Origin of the sequence: Sorangium sp. So ce124, from assembly GCF_051525235.1 — a bacterium.
GTDB classification, from domain to species: domain Bacteria; phylum Myxococcota_A; class Polyangia; order Polyangiales; family Polyangiaceae; genus Sorangium; species Sorangium atrum.
Window position 1 is genome coordinate 8137756 of record NZ_CP150312.1, and the last position, 26085, is coordinate 8163840.

17 protein-coding genes are annotated in these 26085 nt (G+C 72.1%); 7 read left to right on the forward strand and 10 right to left on the reverse strand.

Features of this window, described 5'->3' with window-relative positions; genetic code table 11:
- Nucleotides 1–41: 41 nt before the first annotated feature.
- From WMF19_RS30425 to WMF19_RS30440, 4 genes are all read right to left on the reverse strand, one after another.
- Nucleotides 42–857, reverse strand: coding sequence for an arylamine N-acetyltransferase family protein (locus WMF19_RS30425; protein ID WP_437893581.1), 816 nt, complete (start codon nt 855–857; stop codon nt 42–44).
- A 121-nt stretch (nt 858–978) separates the two neighbouring features.
- Nucleotides 979–2049, reverse strand: coding sequence for a type IV pilus twitching motility protein PilT (locus tag WMF19_RS30430; RefSeq protein ID WP_272094259.1), 1071 nt, complete (start codon nt 2047–2049; stop codon nt 979–981).
- A gap of 1 nt (nt 2050) precedes the next feature.
- A complete protein-coding gene (locus WMF19_RS30435) occupies nt 2051–3898 on the reverse strand; it encodes a type IV pilus twitching motility protein PilT (RefSeq protein WP_437893582.1) in 1848 nt (615 codons plus the stop codon).
- Between the two features lie 206 nt (nt 3899–4104).
- Entirely contained in the window at nt 4105–4620 is a 516-nt protein-coding gene (locus WMF19_RS30440) for a hypothetical protein (protein ID WP_437893583.1), read from the reverse strand.
- 978 nt (nt 4621–5598) lie between these two features.
- Here WMF19_RS30440 and WMF19_RS30445 point away from each other — a divergent pair.
- The 6 genes from WMF19_RS30445 (at nt 5599) to WMF19_RS30470 (ending at nt 13445) form a co-directional block, all read left to right on the forward strand.
- Nucleotides 5599–6342: a class I SAM-dependent methyltransferase gene (locus WMF19_RS30445; RefSeq protein ID WP_437893584.1), complete on the forward strand. Its 744-nt coding sequence runs from the start codon at nt 5599–5601 to the stop codon at nt 6340–6342.
- Between the two features lie 100 nt (nt 6343–6442).
- Nucleotides 6443–6679 (forward strand): hypothetical protein, encoded by a 237-nt coding sequence (locus tag WMF19_RS30450; protein WP_272094263.1) that lies wholly within the window; start codon nt 6443–6445, stop codon nt 6677–6679.
- A 216-nt stretch (nt 6680–6895) separates the two neighbouring features.
- On the forward strand, nt 6896–8812 hold the full coding sequence (ilvD, locus tag WMF19_RS30455) for a dihydroxy-acid dehydratase (protein WP_437893585.1): 1917 nt from the start codon (nt 6896–6898) through the stop codon (nt 8810–8812).
- Between the two features lie 218 nt (nt 8813–9030).
- Nucleotides 9031–10365, forward strand: a complete 1335-nt coding sequence (locus WMF19_RS30460; protein ID WP_437893586.1) for a formylglycine-generating enzyme family protein — start codon at nt 9031–9033, stop codon at nt 10363–10365.
- A gap of 363 nt (nt 10366–10728) precedes the next feature.
- Nucleotides 10729–11739, forward strand: coding sequence for an FAD-dependent oxidoreductase (locus tag WMF19_RS30465; RefSeq protein WP_437893587.1), 1011 nt, complete (start codon nt 10729–10731; stop codon nt 11737–11739).
- An 809-nt stretch (nt 11740–12548) separates the two neighbouring features.
- The gene (locus WMF19_RS30470) at nt 12549–13445 is read left to right on the forward strand and encodes a fatty acid desaturase (protein ID WP_437323356.1); all 897 of its coding nucleotides are present in this window, start codon (nt 12549–12551) and stop codon (nt 13443–13445) included.
- Nucleotides 13446–13636: 191 nt separating this feature from the next.
- Here WMF19_RS30470 and WMF19_RS30475 read toward each other — a convergent pair whose 3' ends face one another.
- From WMF19_RS30475 to WMF19_RS30495, 5 genes are all read right to left on the reverse strand, one after another.
- A complete protein-coding gene (locus WMF19_RS30475; protein ID WP_437893588.1) occupies nt 13637–15295 on the reverse strand; it encodes a hypothetical protein in 1659 nt (552 codons plus the stop codon).
- 180 nt (nt 15296–15475) lie between these two features.
- Entirely contained in the window at nt 15476–16468 is a 993-nt protein-coding gene (gene floA, locus WMF19_RS30480) for a flotillin-like protein FloA (RefSeq protein ID WP_437323358.1), read from the reverse strand.
- Nucleotides 16469–16518: 50 nt separating this feature from the next.
- Nucleotides 16519–16992: an NfeD family protein gene (locus WMF19_RS30485; protein ID WP_437893589.1), complete on the reverse strand. Its 474-nt coding sequence runs from the start codon at nt 16990–16992 to the stop codon at nt 16519–16521.
- The gene (locus tag WMF19_RS30490) at nt 16989–18503 is read right to left on the reverse strand and encodes an NfeD family protein (protein WP_437893590.1); all 1515 of its coding nucleotides are present in this window, start codon (nt 18501–18503) and stop codon (nt 16989–16991) included. Before WMF19_RS30490 ends, WMF19_RS30485 begins: the two co-directional genes overlap by 4 nt.
- Before the next feature lie 116 nt (nt 18504–18619).
- Nucleotides 18620–19327: an alpha/beta fold hydrolase gene (locus WMF19_RS30495; RefSeq protein WP_437893591.1), complete on the reverse strand. Its 708-nt coding sequence runs from the start codon at nt 19325–19327 to the stop codon at nt 18620–18622.
- Between the two features lie 436 nt (nt 19328–19763).
- Here WMF19_RS30495 and WMF19_RS30500 point away from each other — a divergent pair, with 436 nt between their 5' ends.
- The gene (locus WMF19_RS30500; RefSeq protein ID WP_437893592.1) at nt 19764–21863 is read left to right on the forward strand and encodes a hypothetical protein; all 2100 of its coding nucleotides are present in this window, start codon (nt 19764–19766) and stop codon (nt 21861–21863) included.
- A gap of 186 nt (nt 21864–22049) precedes the next feature.
- Here the strand turns inward: WMF19_RS30500 and WMF19_RS30505 are convergent, their stop codons facing one another.
- Entirely contained in the window at nt 22050–26081 is a 4032-nt protein-coding gene (locus tag WMF19_RS30505) for a serine/threonine-protein kinase (RefSeq protein ID WP_437893593.1), read from the reverse strand.
- Between the last annotated feature and the right edge of the window lie 4 nt (nt 26082–26085).

Here is a 26085-nt window from a genome sequence, read left to right on the forward strand (position 1 = left end):
CCGGCCTCCCGGGCAGGCCCCGAGGAAGACGCGCTGTCGCTTCAGCTGTCGAGGCCCGCGCAGGAGAGCCGCGTCCCGGCCGGGAGCTCCAGCCCGAAGCGCTCTCTCAAGACGTCGACGAGCGCGTCGTCGCGCACAAGGACGCGCTCGACGCCGTCCCTCCTCCAGATACCCAGCTCACGGTTGCGCAGCGTCACCCGGCCCTCCGGCGACGGGAGCGCCGCGATGAGGTTGTTCACGAACAGCGAGCTCGGGTGCGTGGACGTGTAATGGTTCGCCACCTCGTAGTCGATCGGGAGGTTCTCCTCGAGCGTGAACGCATAGATGTCCTGACACGCCTCACCCGCACTGGAGACGAGCACCCATGACGCGCCCTCCCGGCGCAAGCCGATCACGTCGAGCACCCGCGCGCGGCCCTCGCCCTCGGCGAGCGGGAGCGGCTGTAGGAGCCCCGGACCGCCGAAGCCGACATCCGCGATGAACGGCCCCTCGGGCAGCTCGACCAGCGACAGCATGTGAGATCGAGGGCCCGTGTCGCTGCGCTGGAACCGCACCCGCGCGATGAGCGTCGTGAGCTTGAATCCGAGCCGGCGCAGCACCGCGGCGAACAGCGTGTTGTGCTCGAAGCAATAGCCGCCACGGCGCGCCCCGACGAGCTTCGCCTGGACGCTGGCCAGGTCGAGGCGGATCGGTCGGCCGAGCAGGACGTCGAGGTTCTCGAACGGGATGGAGTAGACGTGCGCCGCGTGGAGCGCGTCGAGGACCTCCCGCGTGGGGGCGAGCGCGCCGCGATGGCCGATGCGTGCGAGGTAGGCGTCGAGGTCGAGCGATGCGCTGTCCTGTGTCGAAGGTTGCATTGGATCGGTGCAGCGAGGATACGCGGCCCCTCGCTCGACCGTCAACGCGCCGGCCAGCACATTGACGGCGGTGGAGTCGCCCTCCGCCTTCCTCCCGGCGTCTCCGCGGCTCGATTCTGCGTCACGGCCCCTGCGGGTCGGGGAAGAGCTTCTGGAAGCTGTCCTTGTCGATCGCCTTCTCCAGCGCCGCCTGGACCGAGATGGTGTCCTTCTTGACGAGCCGCTCCAGCGCCATGTCCATCGTCTGCATGCCGGCGGAGCGGCCTGCCTGCATCAGGTTCGTGATCTGGAACGTCTTGCCCTCGCGGATCATCGAGGACAGCGCGCTCGATCCGACGAGGATCTCGTGCGCGGCGACGCGGCCCGTGCCGTCCTTCGTGCGGAGCAGCTGCTGGGCGATGATCGCGGCGAGGCTCTCGGCGAGCATGCCGCGGACCTGGAGCTGCTCGTCGGCGGGAAACGCGTTGATGATGCGGTCGATCGTCGCGGCGGCGCTGTTCGTGTGGACGGTGCCGAAGACGAGGACACCGAAGCTCGCGAGCTGCAAGGCGAGCTTCATGGTCTCGTTGGTCCGGAGCTCGCCGATCAGGATCACGTCGGCGTCCTCGCGCCCGGCGCTGCGGATCGCGCTCGCGAAGCTGCCCGCGTCGGGGCCGACCTCGCGGTGCGTGATGTGGGCCTTGATGGGGCTGTGCACGAACTCGACCGGATCCTCGATCGTGAGGACATGGCAGGCGCGCGAGCGGTTGATGTGATCGATCATCGCCGCGAGCGTCGTGGACTTGCCGGAGCCGGTCGGCCCCGTGATCAAGATGAGCCCGCTCGTCCGCTCGGAGAGCCGGCGGATGATCTCGGGGCAGCCGAGATCGTCGAGCGAGAGGATCTTGCTCGGGATGGTGCGGAAGACGGCCGCGAGCCCGGTGGTCTTGTAGAAGTAGTTCGCGCGAAAACGGGCCTTGTCCGCGTAGGAATAGGCGAAGTCGAGATCGAGCTCGTCGACGATCCGCCGCGTCTCCTCGGGGGTCGTGATCTCGAAGAGGAGCGCCTCCATCTCGGCGGCGTCGAGGGGCGTGTCGCGCAGGGCGAGGAGCTCGCCGCGGGCGCGCACGAGCGGCGGATAGCCGATGCCGAGGTGCAGGTCGCTGCCCTTCCTGGAGAGCAGCTCGTCGAAGAGGCGGTCGATCCGGGCCACGTTACGCTCCCTTCTTCCCGAAGAGCGCGCCCGCGCGCTCGAAGAGGCCCTTGCCCGCCTCGACGGGCGCGGACTTCGACGCGTCGGGCGGTGGGGCGGGCGGCCTCCTGTCCGGCGTGAGCATGGGCTGCCGCCTCCCGGCGAGGACGGCCTCGAGCTCTTCGGGGGCCTCCGCCACCTTGAGCGCGGCCTCGAGCGTGGTCTTGCCGGCGCGGACGAGCTCGGCCAGCGAGTCGTCGAGGCGGATGATCCCGAGGCCCTTCCCTCGCTGCTGGAGGCTCGGTATCTGGAACGTCTTGGAGTCGCGGATGAGGTTCCAGAGCGGGACGGAGCCGGGCAGGACCTCGGCGGCGGCGACCATGCGCTTGCCGCCCTCGCTCGGCAGGAGCCGCTGGCTGACGATGAGCCGGAGGCCGCCCGCGAGGGTGACGCGCACCTGCTGCTGATCGCCGGGCGGGAAGAGGTCTATCAGCCGATCGATGGTCTTCGCCGCGCTCGGGGTGTTCATGGTGCCGAGGACGAGGTGGCCAGTCTCGCTCGCGGCCAGCGCCATGCGGACCGTCGCCGTGTCCCTGAGCTCGCCGACGACGATGACGTCGGGATCCTCGCGCAGCGAGGCCTTGAGGGCGTTCTCGAAGGAGCGGGTGTGCGTGCCGACCTCGCGCTGGCTGATCATCGCCTTGCCGCGCGCGTGGACGAACTCGACGGGATCCTCGACCGTGATGATGTGATGGCTGGTCTCGCGGTTCAGGATATCGATGATCGCGGTGAGCGTCGTCGTCTTGCCGTGGCCCGTCGGCCCGGTGATCACGATGAGGCCCTGGTGGTGGCGGGTGGCGAGCCCGATGGCGTCGGGCAGGCCGAGCGACGCGAGGGTCGGGATGCTGCGCGCTATCAGCCGGAACGAGCCCTTGTACCCCTGCCGGTGGCGCGAAATGTTCACCCGGAAGCGGCCGAGCGCGCCGAGCTCGAGGGCGAAGTCGCAGGAGCCCTCGGCCTCGAGCACCGGCGAGAGGCGCGCCGGGACGCGCGGCAAGAGGAGGGACTCGACGGCCGCCGGGTCGAGCGGCTCGCCGTGGGGCATGAGCTCGCCCGCCACCCGCAGGAGCGGCGGGCGGCCGGCGACGAGGTGGAGATCGCTCGCGCCCTGATCGCGCGCCATGGCGAGCAGCCCATCGAGGGCGGCCGACGGCACCTCGGCGGAGGAGGGCCGCGCGCGCCCGCCCGCCGCGACCGCGCGCGCGGCTGCGCGGGGCTCCGGGGACGGTGATGACGGGCGGGCGGCCGGCGCGGCGCGCTCGGCGGCCGGCGCGTCGTCGGCGCGCGCCTCGAAGCGGGCCACCGAGGGCCGGTTGGCGCGAGGCTCTGCAGGCGGCGGCGGGGAGCGAAGGTCGAGCGCGACCTCCGAGGAGCTCGTGCGCTTCGCGTCCGCCTCGCGCGGCGGAGGGCGCTGTCCCTCCTCGGGCGCGAGGTGCTCCCGCATGGAGAACTGCTGCGAGGGGCGGGCGGGAGGCGCGGCGGCGGCCGCGGTCCCCGACGCGGCGGACGACTGCATCCGCGTCATGCGGGCGTGCACGAGGTCCCCCTGGCGCGCGGCCACGACGGAGATGGCGCCGATGCCCTCGATGCGGATGTGCCACTGCGACGGCTTCGCGCCGAGGGCCTCGACGTGGCGGCCGCCGCCGAGCGCGCTGAGGAGCATGAGGATGTCCTCCGTGGAGAGGGCGCCGGGATCGACGGCCTGGAAGGCGCCCGAGACCTTGACGCTGGGCATGCGCCCGGTCGCCACGGCGAACTCTGTCACCTCGGGGCGGTTCAGTTGCGAGAGCCAGGATCGAAGGGCGTTCATCGTCGTCGCTCGTCTCCGCAAGCCGACTCTATCAACGATGAGGCGCCGCGTTTCAAAATGTCGTGCGACGGCGGCGACATTCGGCGGCGGCGACCCGCGCCGCGCGGCCCCGCGCCGACTCCCTCCCACCGCCACCGCTCGCGGCGCCCGCGCCGGTCCTCCTCGGAGCGGTGCGACCCGGCTCACGCCCGCGGCGCGCCGCCGGGCTACTGGATCGCGAGCTTGAGCCTGGCGCCCTTCACGAAGTGGCCCGGCGTCTTGCCCTTCTCGCCGGGAGGCGCCTGCTGCTCCGAGTCGATGGTGAGCTGCATGTTGCCGGTCGACTCGATCTTCTTCATGGTCACCCTGGCGATCTCGACCCATTTCGAGGATCTCGGTCCGTCGGGGTCCTCGACCTTGCGGAAGAGCACCGCCTTGGTCCCCGCGACGACCGGCTTCTCGGTCGTGGAGACGAGCGGCAGCAGGGTCGCGACCTTCCCCGTGCGCGAGACCAGCCTGCCGTAGACCTCGATGGAGTAGCTCTCCCACTCGCCCGCGCCGGAGGCCGAGGCGGGCTCTGCCGTAGGCGCGCTCTCCGCGCCGGCAGCCACCGGCGCAGCCTGCCGCGGCGTGGCGGGGTGCTCTGCCGAGGCCGCGGTCGGCGTGGCGGAGAGGAGCGCGGCCGCGCCCGCGGCGACGAGCGATCGCGAGCACCTGGAGAGCCAATCACCAACCGTCTTCATGCACCACGCTCCTTCGTTACTTCGAAGCGATCCCACGACCCGCGCGAACTACGCAGGTTCGCAAACACCGCAGTTACAAAACTTCTCATCGTGACGCAGACTGGCCCCCTCCGCAACTCATTTCTCGATCTCGACGGGGTTTGCGATCATGAACCATTGGCCACATCCACATCCACATTCACATCCATATCCACATCCGCATCCGCATCCGTCATCATCGCGGGTGTCCCCGGCGCGGCCCGTATCACCGGCGCCCAGCCGTGGCTGCTCCCGCGCGCCGCGCAGCTTCACCTTCATCGTCGGCGGCTCGTCCGCTTCGTCCCTGGGCGTCTGGCGCGCCTCGCTCAGATTCCGGTGCTGGCCGCCTCGGCGAGAGGCCGACCGGGCTCCGGCTGCGCGGCGCACACAGGAGTGCGGCGCGGCTCGCCTGAGCTCACCAGGTCATCTGGCTTGCCTGTCGTTCTGGCTCGCCCGTCGTTCCGGCTGCCTGGTTGCCCGGCCTGACCGCCTGCCTGGGCTCTCCGGCTCGCCTCGCTGGTTCTCCGACAGGTCCATCAGCGCGCTTCGCGAGGCGCGCTCTCGAAGAGCGAAACACCCACGCGAGCGACAGGCTGGCTCGGTCCAAGCCCGCCGTGCCTCATTCTCACCCGTCCGACCAAACCAGCTGCGCACAGCAGCGCGACCTCTCCCTCTCCAACCTCGCTCCGGGAACCTTCCCGGTGCCTTCCAACACCGCCGACCCGAAAATCGATGTCGGAGTAAGAGTCGCGTTTCAACCAAGATATCATGTCTTCGTCAAAGCAGAGCAGAAATTTTCGGACCCAATCGATTCTGGTGCGCCCCCGTGCGCGCATGTGTGACGCGCGCCGGCGCAGGGCGCACGCGCGAGCGAGCGAGCGTCCATGTGCGCCGTCTGGCCATGTGTGCCGGCGCCGGCGGGCCCTGCGGCTGTAGGATGGCCGCGGAGGAACAAAGCCCATGCCCACGGTCGCCGCTCACTACGACACGCTGCTCGCCGAGCACTATTCGAGGATGTTCGGAGATTACGACGCCAAGGTCGCCGAGCAGCGGGCGCTGTTCGAGCGCCTCGGCCTGCGCTCCGAAGGCCCGTCCGGCGGCTCACCCGAGGCCATCGACCTCGGGTGCGGCTCCGGCTTTCAGTCCATCGCGCTGGCGCAGCTCGGGTTCAGGGTGACGGCCGTGGACACCTCGGACAGGCTCCTCGCCGAGCTCGACGCGCGCCGCGGGCCGCTCGCCGTCGAGATCGTGAGAGAGGATCTCCTGGACGCGCTGGAGCGCTCGGGGCCCCCTTGCGCGCTCGCCGTGTGCATGGGCGACACGCTCCCCCACCTCGGCAGCAAGTCGGACGTGGAGCGGATGTTCGCCGGCTGCGCCCGGCGACTCGCGCCCGGCGGCCATCTCGTGCTCACGTTCCGCGACCTCACCCGCGAGCTCGAAGGGGTCGACCGGTTCATCCCAGTACACGACTCGGCAGATGTGATCATGACCTGTTTCCTCGAGTACGAACCCGAGACCGTCAAGGTGCACGATCTCGTTCACACCCGCAGCCGAGACGACGGCCGGTGGACGCTGTCAGCGAGCTTCTATCGCAAGCTGCGCCTCTCCCCCGATTGGGTCTGCGACAGGCTCGACGCGGCAGGACTCCGCGTCATCCATCGCGAGATCGCGCGCGGCCTCGTCACCCTCGCCGCGCGCTCCTGAGCTGACGTGGGCCGGGATACGAACACCCATTCAAATACCTCCTGTGGAGGTTGATGATGCGGCCGACGCGGCGCTAACTTGATATGGGAGGATCAGACCCATGTCCGAGAGAGCAAGTCAGACAGGCACGAACGACGCGGGGCAAGCTGCGGTCGTCAACCGGCCGTCGCGGGATGAGGTCCAGGACCTGCGGCGAGAACGAGACGAGGCGCGCGAGCTCCTGGCCACGCTGGTCGTGGCGCTCAAGCGCGCGACGTTCCGGCACGGCACCTACATCGACGGGCTCGGCGCCGCGATGGTCGCCGTGGATCGGTGGTCCAAGCCACGAGGCCGATGACCGGAGGGCCTGCCCCGGGCTGCGGTGACGCCCGGAGTCGCGAGGCAAAGCCCGGAGAGACCTGGTGAGCGCGCCGCCTTGGCCGCTCGAACGACCTCGCCGCTCGTGGACGCAGCGCGCGGCGGGCGCGGTAGGCGCGGCGGGCGCGGTGGTCCCACGAGCGCCGGCCCCGCCTGCCGGCTAGGCGCGAGGGCCGGAACGGAGTAGGTTCCCGGCATGGCCGGATACCGCAGTCGTACATCCACCCAGGGGCGCAACATGGCAGGGGCGCGCGCGTTGTGGCGCGCCACCGGCATGAAGGACGCGGACTTCGAGAAGCCGATCGTCGCCATCGCCAACAGCTTCACGCAGTTCGTTCCGGGGCACGTCCACCTCCACGACGTCGGGCAACGGGCGAAGAAGGTCATCGACGCCGCGGGCGGGTGGGGCGTCGAGTTCAACACCATCGCCATCGACGACGGCATCGCGATGGGCCACGCCGGCATGCTGTACTCGCTGCCGAGCCGGGAGCTCATCGCCGACAGCGTCGAGTACATGGTGAACGCGCACTGCGCCGACGCGCTGCTGTGCATCTCGAACTGCGACAAGATCACGCCCGGCATGCTCCTCGCCGCCATGCGGCTCAACATCCCGACCGTCTTCGTGTCGGGCGGCCCCATGGAGGCGGGCAAGCTCGTCGGGACGCACGACCGCGACGGCAAGCCCCTCATCCGGAAGCTCGACCTCATCGATCCGATGATCGCCGCGAGCGACGACAAGGTGACCGACGCGGATCTCGCCGCGATGGAGCGGTCCGCGTGCCCGACCTGCGGCTCGTGCTCCGGCATGTTCACGGCCAACAGCATGAACTGCCTCAACGAGGCGCTCGGCCTCGCGCTGCCCGGCAACGGCACGCTGCTCGCGACGCACGCGGCGCGCTGGGAGCTCTTCGAGGCGGCGGCGAAGCGCGTCGTCGCGCTCGCGCAGCGGCACTACGTCGACGGCGACGCCTCGGTGCTGCCGCGGAGCATCGCGACGTTCGAGGCGTTCGAGAACGCGATGGCGCTCGACATCGCGATGGGCGGCTCGACGAACACGGTGCTCCACATCCTGGCGGTCGCCCGCGAGGCGCAGGTGGACTTCAAGATGGCGGACATCGACCGGATGTCGCGCAAGGTGCCCAACATCTGCAAGGTCGCGCCGTCGTCGCATTACCACGTCGAGGACGTGCACCGCGCGGGCGGCGTGCTGACGATCCTCGGCGAGCTCGATCGCGCTGGGCTCATCCACCGGCAGGTGGGCACGGTCCACACGGGCACGCTGGGCGAGGCCATCGACGAGAACGACATCCGCCGCCCCACGGCGACGGCCGCCGCGAAGAAGCGCTCGCTCGCCGCGCCGGGCGGCGTGCCGACCACGGTCGCGTTCTCGCAAGACAAGTACTTCGCCGACACCGACGATGACGCCCAGAAGGGCTGCATCCGCGACGTCGATCACGCGTACAGCCGCGAGGGCGGGCTCGCCGTGCTCTACGGCAACATCGCGGTGGACGGCTGCATCGTGAAGACCGCCGGCGTCGATCCCGAGATCTGGAAGTTCGAGGGGCCCGCGCGGGTGTTCCACTCGCAGGAGGCGGCGTGCGACGCGATCTGGGACAACCAGATCCGCTCGGGCGACGTTGTTGTGATCGTCTACGAGGGGCCGAAGGGCGGCCCCGGCATGCAGGAGATGCTCTATCCGACGTCGTTCCTGAAGGGGAAGGGGCTCGGGAAGGCGTGCGCCCTCATCACCGACGGCCGGTTCAGCGGCGGGACGTCGGGCCTGAGCATCGGGCACGTCTCGCCCGAAGCGGCCGAGGGCGGGACCATCGGGCTCATCGAGGAGGGCGACCGCATCCGCATCGACATCCCCGCCCGGACGATCGATGTCCTCGTCAGCGAGGCGGAGCTCGATCGCCGCCGCCGCGCCGCCGAGGCGCGCGGCGCCGATGCGTTCAGGCCGAACCGCGATCGGAAGGTCTCCCCTGCCCTGCGGGCGTACGCGCTGATGGCCACGAGCGCCGCCAACGGCGCTGTCCGCGACGTCGGCCAGATCGAGCCGGGCCGGCGCGCCGGGGACGGCGCGGCCGCGAGCAGCTCCGGGCAGCACAGGTAACGGAGCTCCAGGCGCCGTCCAGCCGCCGTGCCGCGCTGGCGAGGCGCGAACGGGGCCACAGCGCACGCAGCGCGGCGTTCGCCGTCGATGGAACGGTGGCCGCCGCGCCGGCCACCCGGAGGCCGGCGCGCCCGGCGCGGGTCGAGCGCTGCAACGCTCCGGGCCGGTCCGGCATCAACAGCGACGGGGGGTGCGCCCGGTCGCGTATGATGCCGTACATGAGAACATTGGCGCTCATCGTGGCCACCTCTCTCGTCTCGGGTTGCAGCCCGAAGGTGCGTGATTTCCCTGGTGACCACGACGTCGGGAGCGGTGGAAGCGGGGCCGGTGGCAGCAGCGGTGCCACCACCAGCAGCAGTGACACCGCCAGCAGCAGTGACGCCACCAGCAGCGGCGCGAGCAGCAGCAGCGGCGGCGGCGGGACAGACAGCTGCGTCGACCCAGCGGAGGACTGCCCGCCAGCGCAGGGCGCCTGCATGGAAGCGGTGTGCAGCGAGGGGGAGTGTGCGGAGCGGCCGAGGCCGGCGCGGACCCCCTGCGGGGCAGACGGCAGCGCGCAGTGTGACGGAACCGGGGACTGCGTGACATGCGCGGGCGGCATGGCGTGCGAGTGCGGGGAGCCGGGATGCCCGAACACGTGCGGATCGATGGACGTGATGGTCATGCCTCCGAGCTGCGCGGGGGGCGGGCCGGGCGCCGGGGACAGCTGCGGGCCGGGCGACGCGAGCTGCTGCGGCAACAGGATGGTCCCCTGTGGCACTTTCCTGAGGGGCTACGACGGGACGCCGAGCACGGACGACTCGTTCCCCGCCGCCGTCAGCGACTTCCGCCTGGACAAGTACGAGATCACGGTGGGGCGATTCCGAGCGTTCGTGGATGCCGGGCAGGGCGTCCAGGAGAGCCCGCCGGCCATCGGCGCTGGCCGGCACCCCCACGTCAACGGCAGCGGGTGGGTCGCGGGGTGGAACACGCGGCTCGCGCCGAACACCGCGGCGTTGAAGGCGGCGCTGCAGTGCAATGGCGATCGCCTCTGGACGTGGACCGACGCCCCCGGGGCGAACGAGGAGCTGCCGATCAATTGCATCACCTGGTTCGAGGCGTTCGCGTTCTGCGCGTGGGACGGCGGCCGCCTGCCCTCGGAGGCGGAGTGGAACTATGCGGCTGCGGGAGGCGACGAGCATCGACCTTACCCCTGGGGCTCCGAGATCGACGGCGATCGCGCGTCGTACAGCTGCACCGGGGATGGGAGCGCCGCGGGGGCTTGCGCGCTGAGCGACATCCTGCCGGTCGGGTCGAAGCCGCGTGGCGACGGGCGATGGGGGCACTCGGATCTGGCCGGCAATCTGTGGGAGTGGACGATGGACTGGTGGCGGGATGCGCCCCCCACGCCGTGCATCGACTGCGTGCATCGCGTGGACGGCGATCGCGACGCGACGCGGGTCACCCGCGGCGGGAGCTACCGCGCGCCGGCGGCCGACGTGCGCGCGGGCAACCGCGACTTCAGCTATCCCATCGACCGCGTAAACAACATCGGCGCCCGCTGCGCCCGCTAGAGCGACGGTCGCCCGCTTCGGAGACGGGCCCATCTCGACGTTTTCGGTGCTCAGCGCACTGGAGTGCGCTTGCGCGCCGAAAACGCCGATCTGGGCCCGTCTCCTGTGCGGGAGACCGTCGCTCTGCTCGGCACGTGGCAGAGGGGGCGGAGGGAGACCGTCGCTCTGCTCGGCACGTGGCAGAGGGGGGCGGAGGGATGCCGTCGCTCTGCTCGGCGTGTAGCAGCGGTGGGCGGAAACGGCTGTGGATCGGACATCACGGGACGGCGCTGGACGCAGCGGGACGGCGCTGGACGCAGCGGGACGTCGCGGGACGTCGCGGGACGTCCACGTGACCGGATTCGACGCCGGGCGTGGTGTGCGATGTCGACGGTGAGGCGCGGCGTGCTAGAGCGCGCGATCGTGGCGTCATCGAGGGGCCAGGCTCAGGCGCAGCGGATCACCGTCGTGGGCGCAGGGGTGATCGGGTTGACCACGGCGGTCGTCCTCCAGCGCGACGGCCACCGGGTGCAGGTGATCGCAGCGGCGCGCGGCGAGCGCACGACGTCCGCGGTCGCGGCCGCGCTGTGGCACCCTTTCCTGGCGAACCCGCCCGAGCGCGTCAACGCGTGGTCCTCGAGGAGCCTCGATGAACTCACGCGCATCGCGAACGAACACCCGGAGGCGGGTGTGGATCTCCTGACCGCGCGCGAGGCGGAGGACGACACGCGCCTGCCGTGGTGGGCTCCGAGCGTCCCGGACCTCGCGCTCGAGCCTGGACCCCACCCGCTGGGCGCGCCGTACAGCCTGCGATTCACGGCGCCGCGCATCGAGCCATCGTTGCACCTGCCCTGGCTGGAGGCGCAGCTCGACTGTCCAGTGCGCACCGAGCACGTGCGATCGCTCGCCGAGGTCGAGGGCGACTGCGTCGTGAATTGCACCGGGCTCGGGGCGCGCGCGCTCACCGGCGACAGCGAGCTCATCGGCGTCTATGGCCAGGTAGCGATCGTCGAACCGGGCGAGATCCCCCCAGATGTCGCACTGGGTGATGAAAGGGACGAATCGGCGCTCGTCTATGTTATCCCAAGGCGTCGCGAGATCGTGATTGGCGGTTGTTTCATCCCGTCGCCCGATGATCGCCCGTTGACGCCTGATCCTGAGCTCGCTGACGCAATGCTCCAGCGGGTGCGCGCGGCCGGGCTCAGGCCGGGCCGCTTGCTCGGTTCACGTGCCGGGCTGCGCCCTTATCGGAGCACCGTGCGGCTCGAGCGTGAAGGCCGCGTGATCCACAACTACGGCCACGGCGGTTCGGGATACACGCTGGCATGGGGTTGTGCCCACGAGGTGAGCGCCATGCTGCGGGACGGCAACGCCTCGACATACGGCCATGTCTAGTGGAATGTGCCGAGCGCACTGTTCTGACGCGCGCCGTGATGTCAGCGTCAGAACGGCGCCTCCGGGCCTGTTCCTCGGACAAAGGCAGCGGCGCCAACGCCAGCTCACGCACGCCGCCGCGAACGCCGCCGCAAACCAACGCAGGCTGACGCAGGCGGACGACGTCATCGCAAACCGACGCAACGGTTGCGTCGGTCGCAACGGTCGCAACGGTCGCAACGCTCGTAACGGCCACAACCGTCACAAACCGAAACAAACGACGGTGCTTCTGGAATCCAGCCAACCAGAAAGCCCAACGCGACGCTCCGAAAGTCCCGTTGTGCTCCTGTTGCTAGGCTGCTAGATTGGATTCGTGCTCGTCTGCGAGTGTCTCCCGCCTTCTCTCGCAGTGGAACCGCCCGTGGCGCTCCCCTGTTCGTCCGAGAGAATGGCCGTGGACGGCCTCGCTCTGGAGGTCGCTAACCCCTGACGACCTCTCGGTGCCATCCGTGGAACGGTCCCGAGTGGTCGAACGTTCGTTTGCGCTTGATCCGGCGTACACCGTCCGCTGTCACCAACGTGAAGATCCGAAGCTTCCCCCGGGAGTTTTGAGCGCCATGAACAACGACGAGAACCGACTCAGTCGTCCATCGGGGCGGCCAGCCGTCTGGAGTTTCACGAGGAACAACGACGAGAATTGCCCGAGCCGCCCCTCGGGAAGGCCGTCGGGGAGGCCCTCGGGCAGGCCGTCGGGGAGGCCCTCGGGAAGGCCGTCGGGGAGACCTTCCGGGCGGCCGGCCCTCTGGAGCGTCCTGCCGCTCGACAGCGGCTTGCTGCAGACCCGGACGATCGAGTGGCCGACGGTGGCGCTCTTCGCGGGGTCGTACGCCCTCTGGGCGACGGCCGTCTACGCGGGCGTCGCGGGCTGGGTGTCGACCGTGCCGGCCGTGCTCGCAGCGGCCGTCGCCGCGTATGCCGCCTTCACGCCGATGCACGAGGCCGCGCATCGGTCGCTGGCGCGCTCCGCGCTGCTGAACGGCGTGATCGGGCGGCTGTCCGGGCTGCTGCTCGTGGCGCCGTTCCTGGCGGTGCGTCACTTCCACCTCGAGCATCACAAACACACGAACGAGGCAGATCGGGATCCCGACTACTGGAGTGGGCGCGGCCCGTGGTACGTCCTGCCGCTCCGCTGGGCAACACAGGATCTCCACTACTACTATCTATTTTTGCGCTCCTACCGCGCGCAGAAGCGCGCGGAGCGGATCGAGACGGTCGCGTCGCTCGCGGCCATGCTCGCCCTCGTGGCCCTGGCCTTCGGGCTCGGTTACGGCGAGCTCGCGCTCCTCTACTGGATCTTGCCGGCGCGGCTGGCGATCTTCTTCCTCGCGTTCGCCTTCGACTACCTGCCTCACTACCCCCACGAGATCACGGCGGCGCAGGACCGGTACAGCGCGACGCGCGCGGTCGACAGCGCGCTGTTCAACGTGCTGCTCTTCGGGCAGACGTATCACCTGATCCATCACCTCTACCCGGCCGTGCCGTTCTTCCGCTACCGGACCGTGTGGAAGCACCAGCGCGAGGAGCTCATGAAGCTCCGCTCGGAGAGCCTCCCCCCGCCGCGGGCGCCGTTGCCCCTGATCACGGCGGGCAGCCTCGCCGCGCCGCGGGCGCCCACGATCCAGACGGCCCACCCCCCGCAGGCCGCGGCCGAGCTCGACGCCATCTGATCCGAGCCGCGCCCCGCTCCACGGCGGTATCCACCCCCCGCCCCTTCTCCTGTCACAAGCCCCGCCGAGCGGCGGTCTCCCGCACAGGAGACGGGCCCAGATCGGCGTTTTCGGCGCGCAAGCGCACTCCGGTGCGCTGAGCACCGAAAACGTCGAGATGGGCCCGTATCCGAAGCGGGTGACCGTCGCTCTTAGAGGCGCGCGCGGCGGCGGGCGCGAAGCGCTCGCGGCGGCAGCAGGACCTCCCGGAAGAGCAGGGCCTCCGTCACGGCACGGCGGTCCAGCGTGACGCAGGACGCGTCGAGGCGCGATCCGAACGGGCCGGGCCGTCGCTCGCTCGTGCCGAGCGCCGGGATCGCAGCGCGCGCCTTGATGAGGATCGACAGCGACTGCGCGGGCGCATGATGCGCCGCCAGGACCGCGCCCGCGAGGAGCGCCCGGGCGTCGAGGACGGCGGGGACCCGGCCGGCGAGCAGCGCGTCGCGCGCGCGCGAGGCCTCCTGCCGCTCGTGCGGGCCGTAGTCGAGCCCGCTGATGTCCTGCAGACCGAAGCCGGACAGGGCGGTGAGCGGGCCGGCATAGAGGCGCTCCACGATCCACGCGGCCATGCTGGCGAAGGGCGAGAGCGGGAACGGGCGCCACGCCCCCCTCACGGGCAAGAGCAGGTCATCGAGGCTCACCTCGGCGTGGCGGCGCGCCCACGCCTCCCGCAGGGCGCGCGCGTCCTCGTTGAGCCCGCCCCGCTCGAGGACCATGCACCCGATGAGCACGCGCAGGTGCGGAGGAGGGTGCTCGTCATAACGCGCGCCGGTCACGTCCGTCTGGACGGCGATCGACGCGTACGGCTCGTCCTCCTGGAAGAACAGCTCGCTCATCGTGAGCACGTAGGCGGGGCCGAACATGAGCGTGCCAAAGACGTCACAGAAGATCTCCTCGAACCACACGCCGAACACCCGCCTGAGCTCGGGAGCCTTGACGCGATCACCGTCCAGCGCGGGCGGGCGCGCCCGCTCGCCCCCCAGGCCGAGCTCGCGGCGCAGCGCCGGCTCGAGGCCGTCGACCGAGGCCAGGAAATCGTGCCCTATCTCGTGCGCGAGCGCCGGCCAGCGCAGCGGGGTCGAGAAGAAGTCGACAGGGAGGAAGATGGGCGCGATCGACGTCGGGATGAAGCCCGTCCAGATCGCGAGATCGAAATCCGTGAGCTGCGTGGCCGGCGCTCCGCTCCGGAGCGGCAGCCCCTCCGCCCGCGCGAACGCGATCACGGGGGCGTAGCAGGCGTCGGCGAGGGCGTCCGCGTCGCCGAGATCGGGCAGGAGCGATGGGTCGCGGCGCTGCCGCACGAGCACCGCGATCTCGCCCACGACGAGCTCGATGCGGTCCGCCGCGGACTCCGCCTCGCGCGCCGTGAGGCCCGCGTCGACGGCGGCGCGCAGGGACCCGATCTCGTGCGGGACGGCCCCGAGGAGCACGTCCGTGAAGCGCCGGTTCGCCCGTTCGTGGCGCACCATCTCGCCGAGCGCCGCGGCGCTCTGCTCGAGCTCGCCGAGCCGCAGGAGTACCCCGCGCAGCCGGTCGGCGTCGGGCGCGCGCGGGGCGCCGAAGGGCATCTCCGCCCACGGCGCAGCGCTCGGGGGCGCGACATCAACGAGCCCCATATCGCTCCCCCGCGCGACATCGATGGGCGCCGTATCGCCCCGCGGGGCGTCCGCGTCGCCGGGCCGCGCGGCGGCACGCGCAGCGCGCTCAGCGCGCCTGGCTTGCACGCCCCCGTACAGGCTCGCGAGCTTGACGATCGCCCAGATCACTCCGATGAGGGCGCCGACGTATTTCTCGAGGTCGATGTCACGCATGGCGCCCGTCCAGCGTCGTCGGGGCGCGGCCCTCCGGCCGCGCGGCTCTCCGGCCGCGCAGAGCGCGGCGACAACGCCCGGGGCGGGCCCAGCACCTCGGCGAGGACGAAGCGCCGCACGAGCGCGTCGCGGCGGCCGAGCCACGCGAGGAGCGGGCTCGGCGGGTCACGCGGCGGCACCTCACGACTCCCCGACGGGATCGGGCTTGCCCCCCGTGGTGCCGGCGATGCCCTGGCGCATCTCGGTGTCGGCGATGACGTTGCGCATGTTGTAGTAGTCCATGACGCCGAGCTTGCCCGTGCGGAGCGCCTCCGCGACGGCGAGCGGGATCGTCGACTCCGCCTCGACGAGCTTCGCGCGCATCTCCTGCGTCTTGGCCTTCATCTCCTGCTCCTGCGCGACCGCCAGCGCGCGGCGCGACTCCGCCTTGGCCTGCGCCACCTGCTTGTCCGCCTCGGCCTGCTCCGTCTGGAGCTTCGCGCCGATGTTGGAGCCGACGTCGACGTCGGCGATGTCGATGGAGAGGATCTCGAACGCCGTGCCCGCGTCGAGGCCCTTCTTGAGCACGTTCTTCGAGATGGTATCGGGGTTCTCGAGGACGTGCTTGTAGTCGTCGGCCGAGCCGATGGTCGAGACGACGCCCTCGCCGACGCGGGCCAGCACCGTCTGCTCGCCCGCGCCGCCGACGAGGCGATCGATGTTGGCGCGCACGGTCACGCGCGCGATCGCGAGGAGCTGGATACCGTCCTTGGCCACGGCCGAGACCTTCGGGGTCTCGATGACACGCGGGTTCACCGACATCGCCACCGCCTCGAGCACGTTGCGGCCGGCGAGATCGATGGCGGCCGCGCGCGAGAAATCGAGCTCCATCCCCGCCTTGCCCGCCGAGATGAGCGCGTTGACGACCGCCTCCACCCGGCCGCGGGCCAGGTAGTGGGCCTCGAGCATGTCGACGGACACCTCCTCGAGACCCGCCTTCACGGCGCTGATCCGCGCGTTGACGATCTGATCGGGCGGCACCCGGCGCAGGCGCATCGCGATGAGCGTGAGCATCGAGACCCCGGCGCCCGACGCCTGCGCGGCGATCCACAGCCGGAGCGGCACCATGTACAGCGTCGCGACGATGGCGACGAGCACGAGCCCGCCGATCACGATGACCGAGATGATCTCCATATCCCTCTCCACCCGTCCCTGTCCGTGAAGGGTCGCCTCTCGCGCGCTCTCTAGGGCTTGCGCGGCTCGACGACGACCCGGTTCCCCTCCACGCTCGCGACCCGCACAGGCGTGCCGGCCTCCACGTAGAGGCCGTCGGTCACGACATCGACCGCGCGATCCTCGATCTCGACCGTGCCGGCGGGGCGGAGCGGCGTGAGCGCCCTGCCCTCCTTGCCGGCAAGCGCGGCGAGCCGCGCGTCCGGGCCACGCCCGCTCCGCTGGGTCTCGAGCAGCACCATCTTGCGGCCCACAGGCGTCCTCGGGACAGCCCAGAACAGGAGCCCCGTCACGCAGACGCCGGCGCCCAGGGCGAGCAGGCCGTAGCCGATCCCGAGCGACGCCCATGCGAGCGCGACCGCGCCGAGCACGGCGGCGCCGCCGAGGACCCCGACGAGGCCGACGCCGGGGATGACCAGCACCTCGATGGCGAGCAGCACGAGCCCCGCCACGAGCAGCGCGACGACGAGCAGCGCCGGCGTCACGCTCCGCGCTCCTCGTCCGCGCCGCGCGCGATCGCCCTCACGACGACCCGGCCCCCCTCCGCGCGGATCACCCGCACGCGGGCGCCGGCCTCGACGTAGCCGAGCTCCGAGAGCGCCTCCACGCGGCGGCCGTCGAGCACGACCTTGCCCGAGGGGCGCAGATCGGTCGCGGCCGTGCCGAGCCGGTCCACGAGCGACGCGGGCGCCGCGGAGACCTCGGGAGGCCCTCCGACGGCGACGCCGCGGATCGCCGCGTCCAGGACGAGCCGCCGCCCGAAGCGCGTCCTCGGCGCGATGCGGGCGGCGGCCACGGCGAGCGCCGCCGTCGCCGCGAGCGAGCCGCACACCGAGGCGAGGGCGCGCGGCAGCCAGCCGGCGTGCCAGGCGACGTCGACCGGCACGCGCTCGAGATCGAGGAGCGAAAGGAGGAGGGCGCTCGCCACGCACGCGGCGCCCGCAACCCCAGGGACGACGTGCCCCGGGACCAAGATCTCCACCGCGATGAGGATCGCGCCGACGGCGAAGAGCGCGAGCTCCTCCCAGCCGGCGAGCTTCACGACGTGGTGCCCGAAGAAGAACAGCGCGAGGCACGAGAGCCCGACGGCGAGCGAGACGCCGTGGCCCGGCGCGTAGAGCTCGAGGAGGATGCCGAGCATCCCGAGGGTCATGAGGACCCCGGAGAGCGTGGGATCCGAGAGGAAGCGCGCGAGCTGCTCGGCGAAGCTGGGGCGCGGGCGGATGATCTCCGCGGGCTGGGCGCGGCCCAGGGCGCCGAAGAGGTCTGCCTCGCTGCCGGCCTGCACCTCGGCGACGCCCCACGCGAGCGCCTGCGCGCCGTCCAGCGTGAGCAGCTTCCCCTTCTCATCGAGGCCGGGGACCTCCACGTCGGCGTCGACCATGGCCTCGGCGATGTCGCCGCGCCGCCCCTTCGCCTCCGCGGTCGCGCGCATCTCCTTCCGCATGTAGGACACGACCTTCTCGGCGACAGGCTTCATCTCGCCTCCCTCGCCGATCTGCACGGGCGTCGCCGCGCCGAGGGTGGCGCCGGGGGCGACCGCGATGACATCGCAGGCGAGCGAGATGAGCGCTCCGGCCGAGATGGCGCGCGGGTTGACCCAGCACACCGTGCGGGCGCGCGCCCGGAGCAGCGCGTCCCGGATGGCGAGCGCGGCGTCGATGCGGCCGCCGAGCGTGCTGATGTCGAGCACGAGGAGGTCGCCCTCCCCCTGGGCGGCGACGACGCGCTCCAGGAAGGGCGAGAGGCCGAGATCGATCGTCCCGGAGATCGCGACCACGGTGACCTTCCCCGCGCCGGGGATCGGCGGCAGCGGTCGCGGGCCCGGCGGCGCGGGGGTCCCCGCCGCGGCCGCGCCACCCGGGCCCCCCGCGGGCGTCGCAGTCTCGCCGCGGGCGGGAAGGCACAGCGCCATCGTCGCGAGGAGCGCGAGGAGCGGGGTCGCGAGCCGCGCCCACCTCGCGGCCTGTTCCAGCAGGCGCCACAAACCAGTCAAGCCCCGCTCCCTGCTATGGCGGCTCGGCTCGCGCCGCGCGCCATGCTCCTTGAGGTTCACGCCGAAGAACGGCATGGCGAGGGTAGCGCATGGCGGCGCTCCACGATACCCCCTGCTCAGGCGGCTCCGCCGCTGCCAGCCATGAACCTCGCCACCGCGTCCGCGAACTCGGCTGGTCGCTCCACGATCCAGTCGTGGTTTCCCTTCGAGGAGACGACAAGGGTCGAGTCGGGGATCAAGCGTTGGATGGCGAGGGCCGAGCCGATCGGCACCGTGAGATCGCGCGCGCCCCAGGCGAGCAGCGTCCTCACGCGCACGCGCGCCGCATGGCCGCTCAGATCCGCGGTCGCGGCGATCCGCAGGAGGCTCAGCGCGCTCCGCGTGTGGAAGAGCAGGTTATGGAGGAGAGCAGGCGCCCCCCGCGCGATGAAGCGAGGCGCCAGCGCCACCTCGGCCGCGCGCGCGAGGACGAGCGAAAGGACCGAGCCCGGCGGGTTGAATCCGATGGAATCGACGAGCACGAGCCCGGAGAGCCGCTCGGGGTACAGCGCCGCGACGACCAGCGCCACGGCGCCAGACAGCGAGTGGCCGATCAGCGTGACGCGCTCGAGGCGCAAAGCCCGCAAGGCCTCGGCGACGCAGCGCGCATACCGCTCCAGGGTCCACGGCGCGCGGAGCGGCGAGGCGCGGCCCGAGCCGGGCAGCTCCACGACGAGCACCCGCGCGTGGCGCGCCATCGCCTCGACCGTGGGCCGGTAAGTCGCGCCGTCGATCAGCATGCTGGGCAGAAGCACCGCGGGCTTGCCGGTGCCCGTCTCGGTCACATAAAGGATCTCGTCTCCGACCCAGATCTCACGCCCACGGCCTTCCGCCCGAGCAGCCCGCCTCGCCGCGGGGCCCGCGGAGATGGGCAGGATCTTCTCTCCTCGACCCGACCGCGGGACATACGAGCCGGCGACGAGGAGCGAGCGTCCGGCGCAGGATCCCGTCGTTCCGCTTCGTCGAACGCGCTTTCCCATGATCGGCGAGCCGTTGCCGGACACGTGCCAGCGCGGGCTGGTTCGCCGCGAATTCGCCGCGGGGATCGCGTGAAAACCTGGAAGGCCGTTGAGCCTGTCGCGCGCCGCGCTAAGCTCCTCGACACAGGCTTCGACATAGCAATCTCCAGGCTGATTGGGGGCCAGCAGGCATGTCGCCGCGGGCCGAGAGCCGGACGGCGCCTGCTCGGATAACCAGCTCTTCTGGAATGACAGAGGCGATATGTTGAGGTTCCGCTCCACGTCCGGAGATCGGAAGCCGCCCGAGCTCAGCGTCTCGGCGCTCTCCGTATCCGCTGCGATGTCCGTCCTCTCCCAGGGTGCATGGGGGACGGACGCGCCGCCCGTTGCGGAGGTCCAGTGGGCCTACGCGCTCGTCGCTGCGCTCGGATATCTGCCGGCCGCGATCGAGATCGCCGCAGCCACGCTGCGGCGGACAGGGATGTCGGCCGAGGTGTATTTGCGGAAGAACGCAGCGCAGCTGGATCCGGGGGGACCCGAGGGGGAGATCATGGGCGCGGTGCTCGGCGACGCGCTGGAGTCGCTCGGCGAGGAGGCGCGCCGGGTGGTGCATGCGCTCGCCGTGCTGCCTCCGACGGGCGTCCCGCTGGAGGTGGTCGCCGCCGCGGCGGGGAAGCCGGCGCCCTCCGCTGCGCGGCCGCTCCAGCTGCTCGTGCATGGGCGGGTGGTGTCGCTCGAGCAGGGCTCGCAGACCTTCACGATGACGCCCCCCGTGCGCGCCGCGGCCCGCGAGGACGCGGCGGCCGACGCGAGGCGCTGGGATGCGCTCCACCGGGGCTCGGCGGACGCGATGCAGGCGCTGCTCTTCTGGACGGCCGCGGTCGAGGGGAGGCCGGAGGCGGCGTCACGCCGGCGCGTCGCCTGCGAGCTCTTCGCGGCCCTCGACCTCGCGCCGTTCCGGGACGGCGAGCGCGGCGCCGAGGTGCTGGCACGAGCGCTCGTCGATGCCTGCACGGTGGTGGACCTCGGGCTGCCGGCCGAGCTCCAGCAGCGCTTGCTCGACGAGGCGGCGCGGCTCTCGGGCGACGCGCTCCCGGAGCTGCGCGAGCGCGCGCTCGCGGCGCTCGAGAGCGCGCGACGCTCCGAGCTCGCGAGCAAGCGGCGCGGCACCTTCGGGACGCTCCGCGCGACGCCGGCCGCTCGCGAGCGCGGCCGCCCGGGTCACCGCGACGTCCTCCGCAAGGCGGTGCGCGCGAACGCGCAGCGCGCGGCGGCGCGGAGCTCGCCGCCGGCCGACGACGAGGTCTTCCGCAGCGCAAAGGAGCTGCTCGCGCGCGGCAACCGGCGCCTCGGCGAGGGCGCGCTCGAGGCCGCCGTCGCGGACTACAGCGAAGCGCTCGCCGCGTTCGAGGCGGCCACGCACGGGCGCGGCCAGGCGACGGCGCTCCTGCTCCGCGGCGACGTGCGCCGGCGGCAGGGAGACCTCGCGGCCGCCTCGCGCGATCACGAGCGGGCGCTGTCGCTGTTCAAGGCGGCGTCGGACAAGGCCGGAGAGGCGATGGGGTTGCTCGCGCGCGGCAACCTCCGGCTCGACCAGGACGAGCTGGCGGGGGCGGCGAGCGACTACGGGTGCGCGCTCACGCTCCTCAGGGCTTGCCGCGATCGCCTGGGCGAGGCCAACGTGCTGAAGGCGCAGGGCGATCTGTGCTTCAAGGAGGGGGACCTCGCGGGCGCCGCGCGCGACTACGATCGCGCGCTCTACATCCTCGAGGGCGTGGAGGAGCGCGTCCTCAGCCAGCTCCGCTCGCCCCCGCCAAGCAGCCGCGATGAGCGTCGCGGCCCGAGCTCCCACGCCCGCGCCGCGCGCGAGGTGCTCGCGCAGCCTGATCTCCTCCGGGCGCTCGGGTGCGAGCAGACCCATGCGCGCACGTGGCAGGCGCGCGGCGACCTGCGCCTGCGAGAGCGGCAGACGGCGCTCGCGGCGCGCGACTATGGCAATGCGATCCTCTTGTACCGGGACAGCGGAGATCGCCGCGGCGAGGCCGCCGTGCTCAAGGCGCGCGGCGACCTGCGCCGCCAGAGGGGTGCGCTCCCGGGCGCGCAGCGCGACTACGAGGATGCGCTGCGGCTCTTCGAGGAGCTCGGGGACAGCGCGGGCCAGGCCGCGGTGCTCCACGCGCGCGCCGATCTGCGCTGCGAGCGGGGCGACACCGCGGGGGCGGCGCTCGATTATACGAGGGCGCTCGCCCTGTTCGACGCGACGGGCGATCCCGCTGCGCATCCGGGCGCGAAGGGCGCCGTCACGGGCGTCTCCCACCGCGAGGCCCCGCCGCGCCGCGCAGCGGCGGCTGTCCCGCGGTGAGGACGGGGCTGCGCGGGGACCGAGCTTCAAGGCCCCCAGTCGCGACCGGCCACCTTCCTACCAGGCTGCGCGCAACATCGACTCCGCCCGCTCGACATCGCCGAGCTCCGCGTCGGCAAAGCCGGTACGCTCAGCGGTGGGCTCGTGGATTACGAGCCGGCGTGGGCGGCTCGCCGAGCATCCGGGCTAGCGACCTCGCTGCCGGTGGAGCCGCTCCCGCATGACATTGGGGATCCGCCCGGCTACCTCGATCGCCCGCTCGAGCGCCGCCTCCGCCTCCGCGTGGCGGCCACACCGCGCGAGGGCCCGCGCGCGCGCCTCGATGACCTCGATCTGCTCCTGCCCCACGGAGAACCGGGCAGACCGCTCCTCCAGCTCGTCCCACGCCTCGGCGCTCGCGTCGCGTGTCGCCAGGTCGATCATCGACCACTGCACCTCTTCCGAGGGCGCCATCTCCATGCCCTCGCGCCCCTCCGCCGAGGCCTTCGCCTGCTGACCCCGGATCGCCTCGATGATCTCTCGCGCCTTGCTCTCTTCTCCCCGGTACAGGAGCACCCTCGCCAGGAGGAGCTGCACCACGGGGCGCGCTTCCTCCCCCCGCTGATGGCGTTCCAGCGATACGGCCCGCTCGACGTGCGGCATCGCCATATCCAGGTTGCCCATCAGATAGAGGTACTCGCCCAGGTTGAACTCCCCCGCGACCTCCATTTCCCCGAGCCCCAGCTCGCGCGCGATGGAGAGAAGGCGGCACAGGTCCAGGACCATCCCGTCGTTGTCCCCGAGGCACGCGCGCAGCAGCGCCCGGTTGTTGATCGCCGGACCGAGGTGCACGAGGTCGCCGCGCGCCTCGCACATCCGGACCACCCGATCCAGCGCAGCCCCTGCCTCGTCGAGCTTCCCGAGCCCCTGATAGATGAAGCCCAGCAGGAGCAGCGACACCAGCAGCGTCTCGTACCCCTCGTCGCCGACCTCCTCGGCCTGCGCCGCCGCGAGCTCGAGCAGCGGCGTCGCTTCCTCCTCGCGGCTCTCGCGGTGCAGCGAGCGCGCCATCCCCATCGAAAGGCGCGCCGTGAGCGCCGGCGGCAGGTTGCTCCGCGCGAGCGCGCTCGCCTGCTCCACCCGCTCCTTCGAGCGCCCATAATCGTGCATCCAGTCGAGCACCGTGGCCTCGTCGAGCAGGATCTCGATCGGCTCGAGATCACCGCCCCCCTCGACCGCCATCGCGCGCGCGTGATCGAGATCGCCGAGCGCATCGTGATAGCGCCCCAGCCGGTAGCGCATCAGGCCCCGGCCCCGGTACGCCGCCCTCCTCCGCGCGCCGCGCTCCTCGACCGGCTGCGCGAGCGCGCGGCTGTAGTGGAGCTCCGCCTCGACGTAGGCGTGCCGCGCCCGCGCCCGCTCGGCCAGCTCCAGGTAGGCCTCTTCCGCGATCTCCGCGAGCCCGGCGTTGGCCGCGTGGTACGCGAGCTTGAACCGCCGCTGCTCGCGGCTCTCGTGGTTCGCTTCGCGGTGGTGCTCGTACGCCGCCCGATGGATCCGCCGCCGCTCCGCTTCGTCGACTCCCCGCGCGATCGCCTCCCGCACCAGCGCATGCCGGAAACCGAGCCGGCCCTTCGTGTCGGTGGCCAGCACGCCCGCTTGGAGCAGCCGCTGGGTCCCGACACGTGCGTCGAGCGGAAAGGCCGCACCATGGCCGCTCCGATCCAGGTGGCTCAACACACCCGCGATCTCGTCGATCGACACCTCGGCGCCGAGCAGCGAGACGAGCCGTGCGTGCGCCCCCAGCGCCGGCCCGAGCGCCGCGAGCTCGCCCTGCGCCAGCGGGTCGATGAGCGGCAGCATGGGCAAGCGATCGAGCTCATCGGTCGCCAGGTACCACGCCTCGCCCCGCGGATGCCGGCGCAGGATCCCCTCGCGCTTGAGCCCGTGCACGAGCTCGACGAGCAGCAGCGGCACCCCCTGTGAGCGCTCCAGCAAGCGCTCGATCGCCGGCTCCGGCACATCGCGGGCTGGCAGGAGCAACCGCCGGCACAGCGCTCGCGCGCTCTCGGCATCGAGCGGCCCGAGCCGGATGCTCTCGCGCCGCGCGGCGCGCTCGCCCCAGGTAGGGTGCGCCTCCGCAAAGGCGGAGCGCCCCATCGCGCAGATCCACAGCGGCGAGGCCGAGTCCTCGAGCGCCGCGTACTCGAGCGCCGCGAGCGTCGCGTCGTGGGCGAACTGCGCGTCGTCGAGGATCACGATCAGGGGCGACGACACCGCTCGCCAGCGCAGACACTCGCCCGCCGCCCGAACGCGCGCCGAGCGCAGCGCGCCCGGCGCGGACTGGAGCGCCTTGAGCTCGGGGTAGAGATCGCTGCCCGTCCGCTCGTCCACCCAGCCGAGCGCCATCGCCAGCCCCGAGCCGAGCACCTCGCCGAGCACGGGGCCGAGCTGCCCGGTGAGGGCCTCGCGGACGCCGCTCTGCGGCGGCGCGTCAGGTACGTCGAGCACCCCGCGCACGAGATCGTTCAGCGTCGCGTCGGAGACGCCGCTCGTCGGCTCCTGCCCGCGCAGGTCGATCAGCTTGGCGTGCGGCAGGCGCGCTCTGAGCTGCTTGCCGAGCTCGGCGAACAGGCGGCTCTTGCCATAACCAGGCTCGCCGACCACGGACACGATCGTGGGCTGCTTGAGGCGAAGCGCCTCCTCGGCGCTGCGCAGGAGCTGGTCGAGGACGTCACGACGGCCGACGAACGCGTCGGGGCTCGTCTGCTCTTGCGGCCTGTCTCTCGCGCCGGGCGCCGCATCGCCTTGCACGGAGGAAGAAGGCGCTTCGTCCGCGAGCGCGGGGTGCGCCTCGGGGAGCGCGGCCGCCGCCGCGGGCGAGAGGAAGGGGCCCAGCGGACCGGAGGCGGCTGGCCACCGCTCGGCGCGCGAGAAGAGCGGGCTGAGGAAGCGCTGCGCCCCGTCCGGCCGGGTCTGGACCGAGACGGGCGCCAGGTCGATCAGCACCCGCGCGCACAGCCCTCCCCGCAGGAGCTCTTCGGCCGCCCGCTGCGCGTGCCGCGCCGGGTTCGCCGCGCCCCCGTAACCGAAGACCGCCACATAACGGGAGCCCGATGCGTGCGCGAGCTCGCCGCCGAGCGCCCGGATCCGGCGCTGCACGACCATTCGATCGGCCGCGCCCTCGAAGAACAGCAGCCCTGCCGGGCGACGCTCGACGCCGCTCGACGCGAGCGGCCCACCTCTCTCGCTCGGCGCGGTGTCGTCCCCGAGCGCTCGCTCCAGCGCGACGCGCAGCTCGGTCGCGCTCGCGAACCGCTCGCTCCGATCCTTGGCCAGGCAGCGGTGCACCACCTCCTCGATCGCCTGCGGCACCGCCGCGCGCGCCGAGAGCCGCGGAGGCCTGCGGCTCCTGTGATCCTCCAGGACGGCCGCGCGCGGCCCCCAGAACGGCGGCCGGCCTGCGAACAGCTCGTAGAGAATGACGCCCATCGCGTAGATGTCCGCACGTGCATCCAGATCCGTCCGACCAGCGGACTGCTCCGGCGCCATGTACTCCGCCGTCCCCAGGGCCAGATCGTCGTCCTCCGCCTCGTCGCGCCGCCCCACCACCCGGGCGATGCCGAAGTCGATGATCGACGCTCGCCCCGCGCCATCGACGAACAGGTTCTCGGGCTTCAGGTCGCAGTGCACGTAACCGCGGGCATGGACGGCCTCCAGGGCCGCGAGCGTCGCGAGCCCGAGGCGCGCCGCCTCCTCCACCTGCAGCCCAGGGCGCGAAGCGAGGCGCGCGGCGAGCGTGGGCGCCGCGAGCCGCTCGATCACCGCGTACGGAGAGCCGTCGTCCAGCGCACCCGACGCGTACACGGCCGGCGCGTGCGGGGTGCCGACGGCGGAGAGCGCCTCGATCTCGCGCCGGAGGTGGACGCCCGCGCCGCGGCGGTCGGCGCGGGCGAGCTTGATGGCCACCGACGCCCCGCCCTCCTCGGGCTCGGCCTCGTACACGAAGCCAAAGCCGCCCTGCCCCAGCATCCTGCGGGTCCAGTAGCCGGCGAACCGCGGCAGCGCGACGGGGACCGCCTCGGTGATGTCCGGGGGGCTCGGCTCGCGAGGCCACGGCCGACCAGGCAGCGCACAGTCGGGGCACGAGCCCAGGTTCCGCCGCCCGCAGTCGGGGCAGCGCGCGGCTTCCTGGAGCGCGCTTCCTGGCTCCTCGCCTCGCAAGGCTTCCGAGCGCATCCGC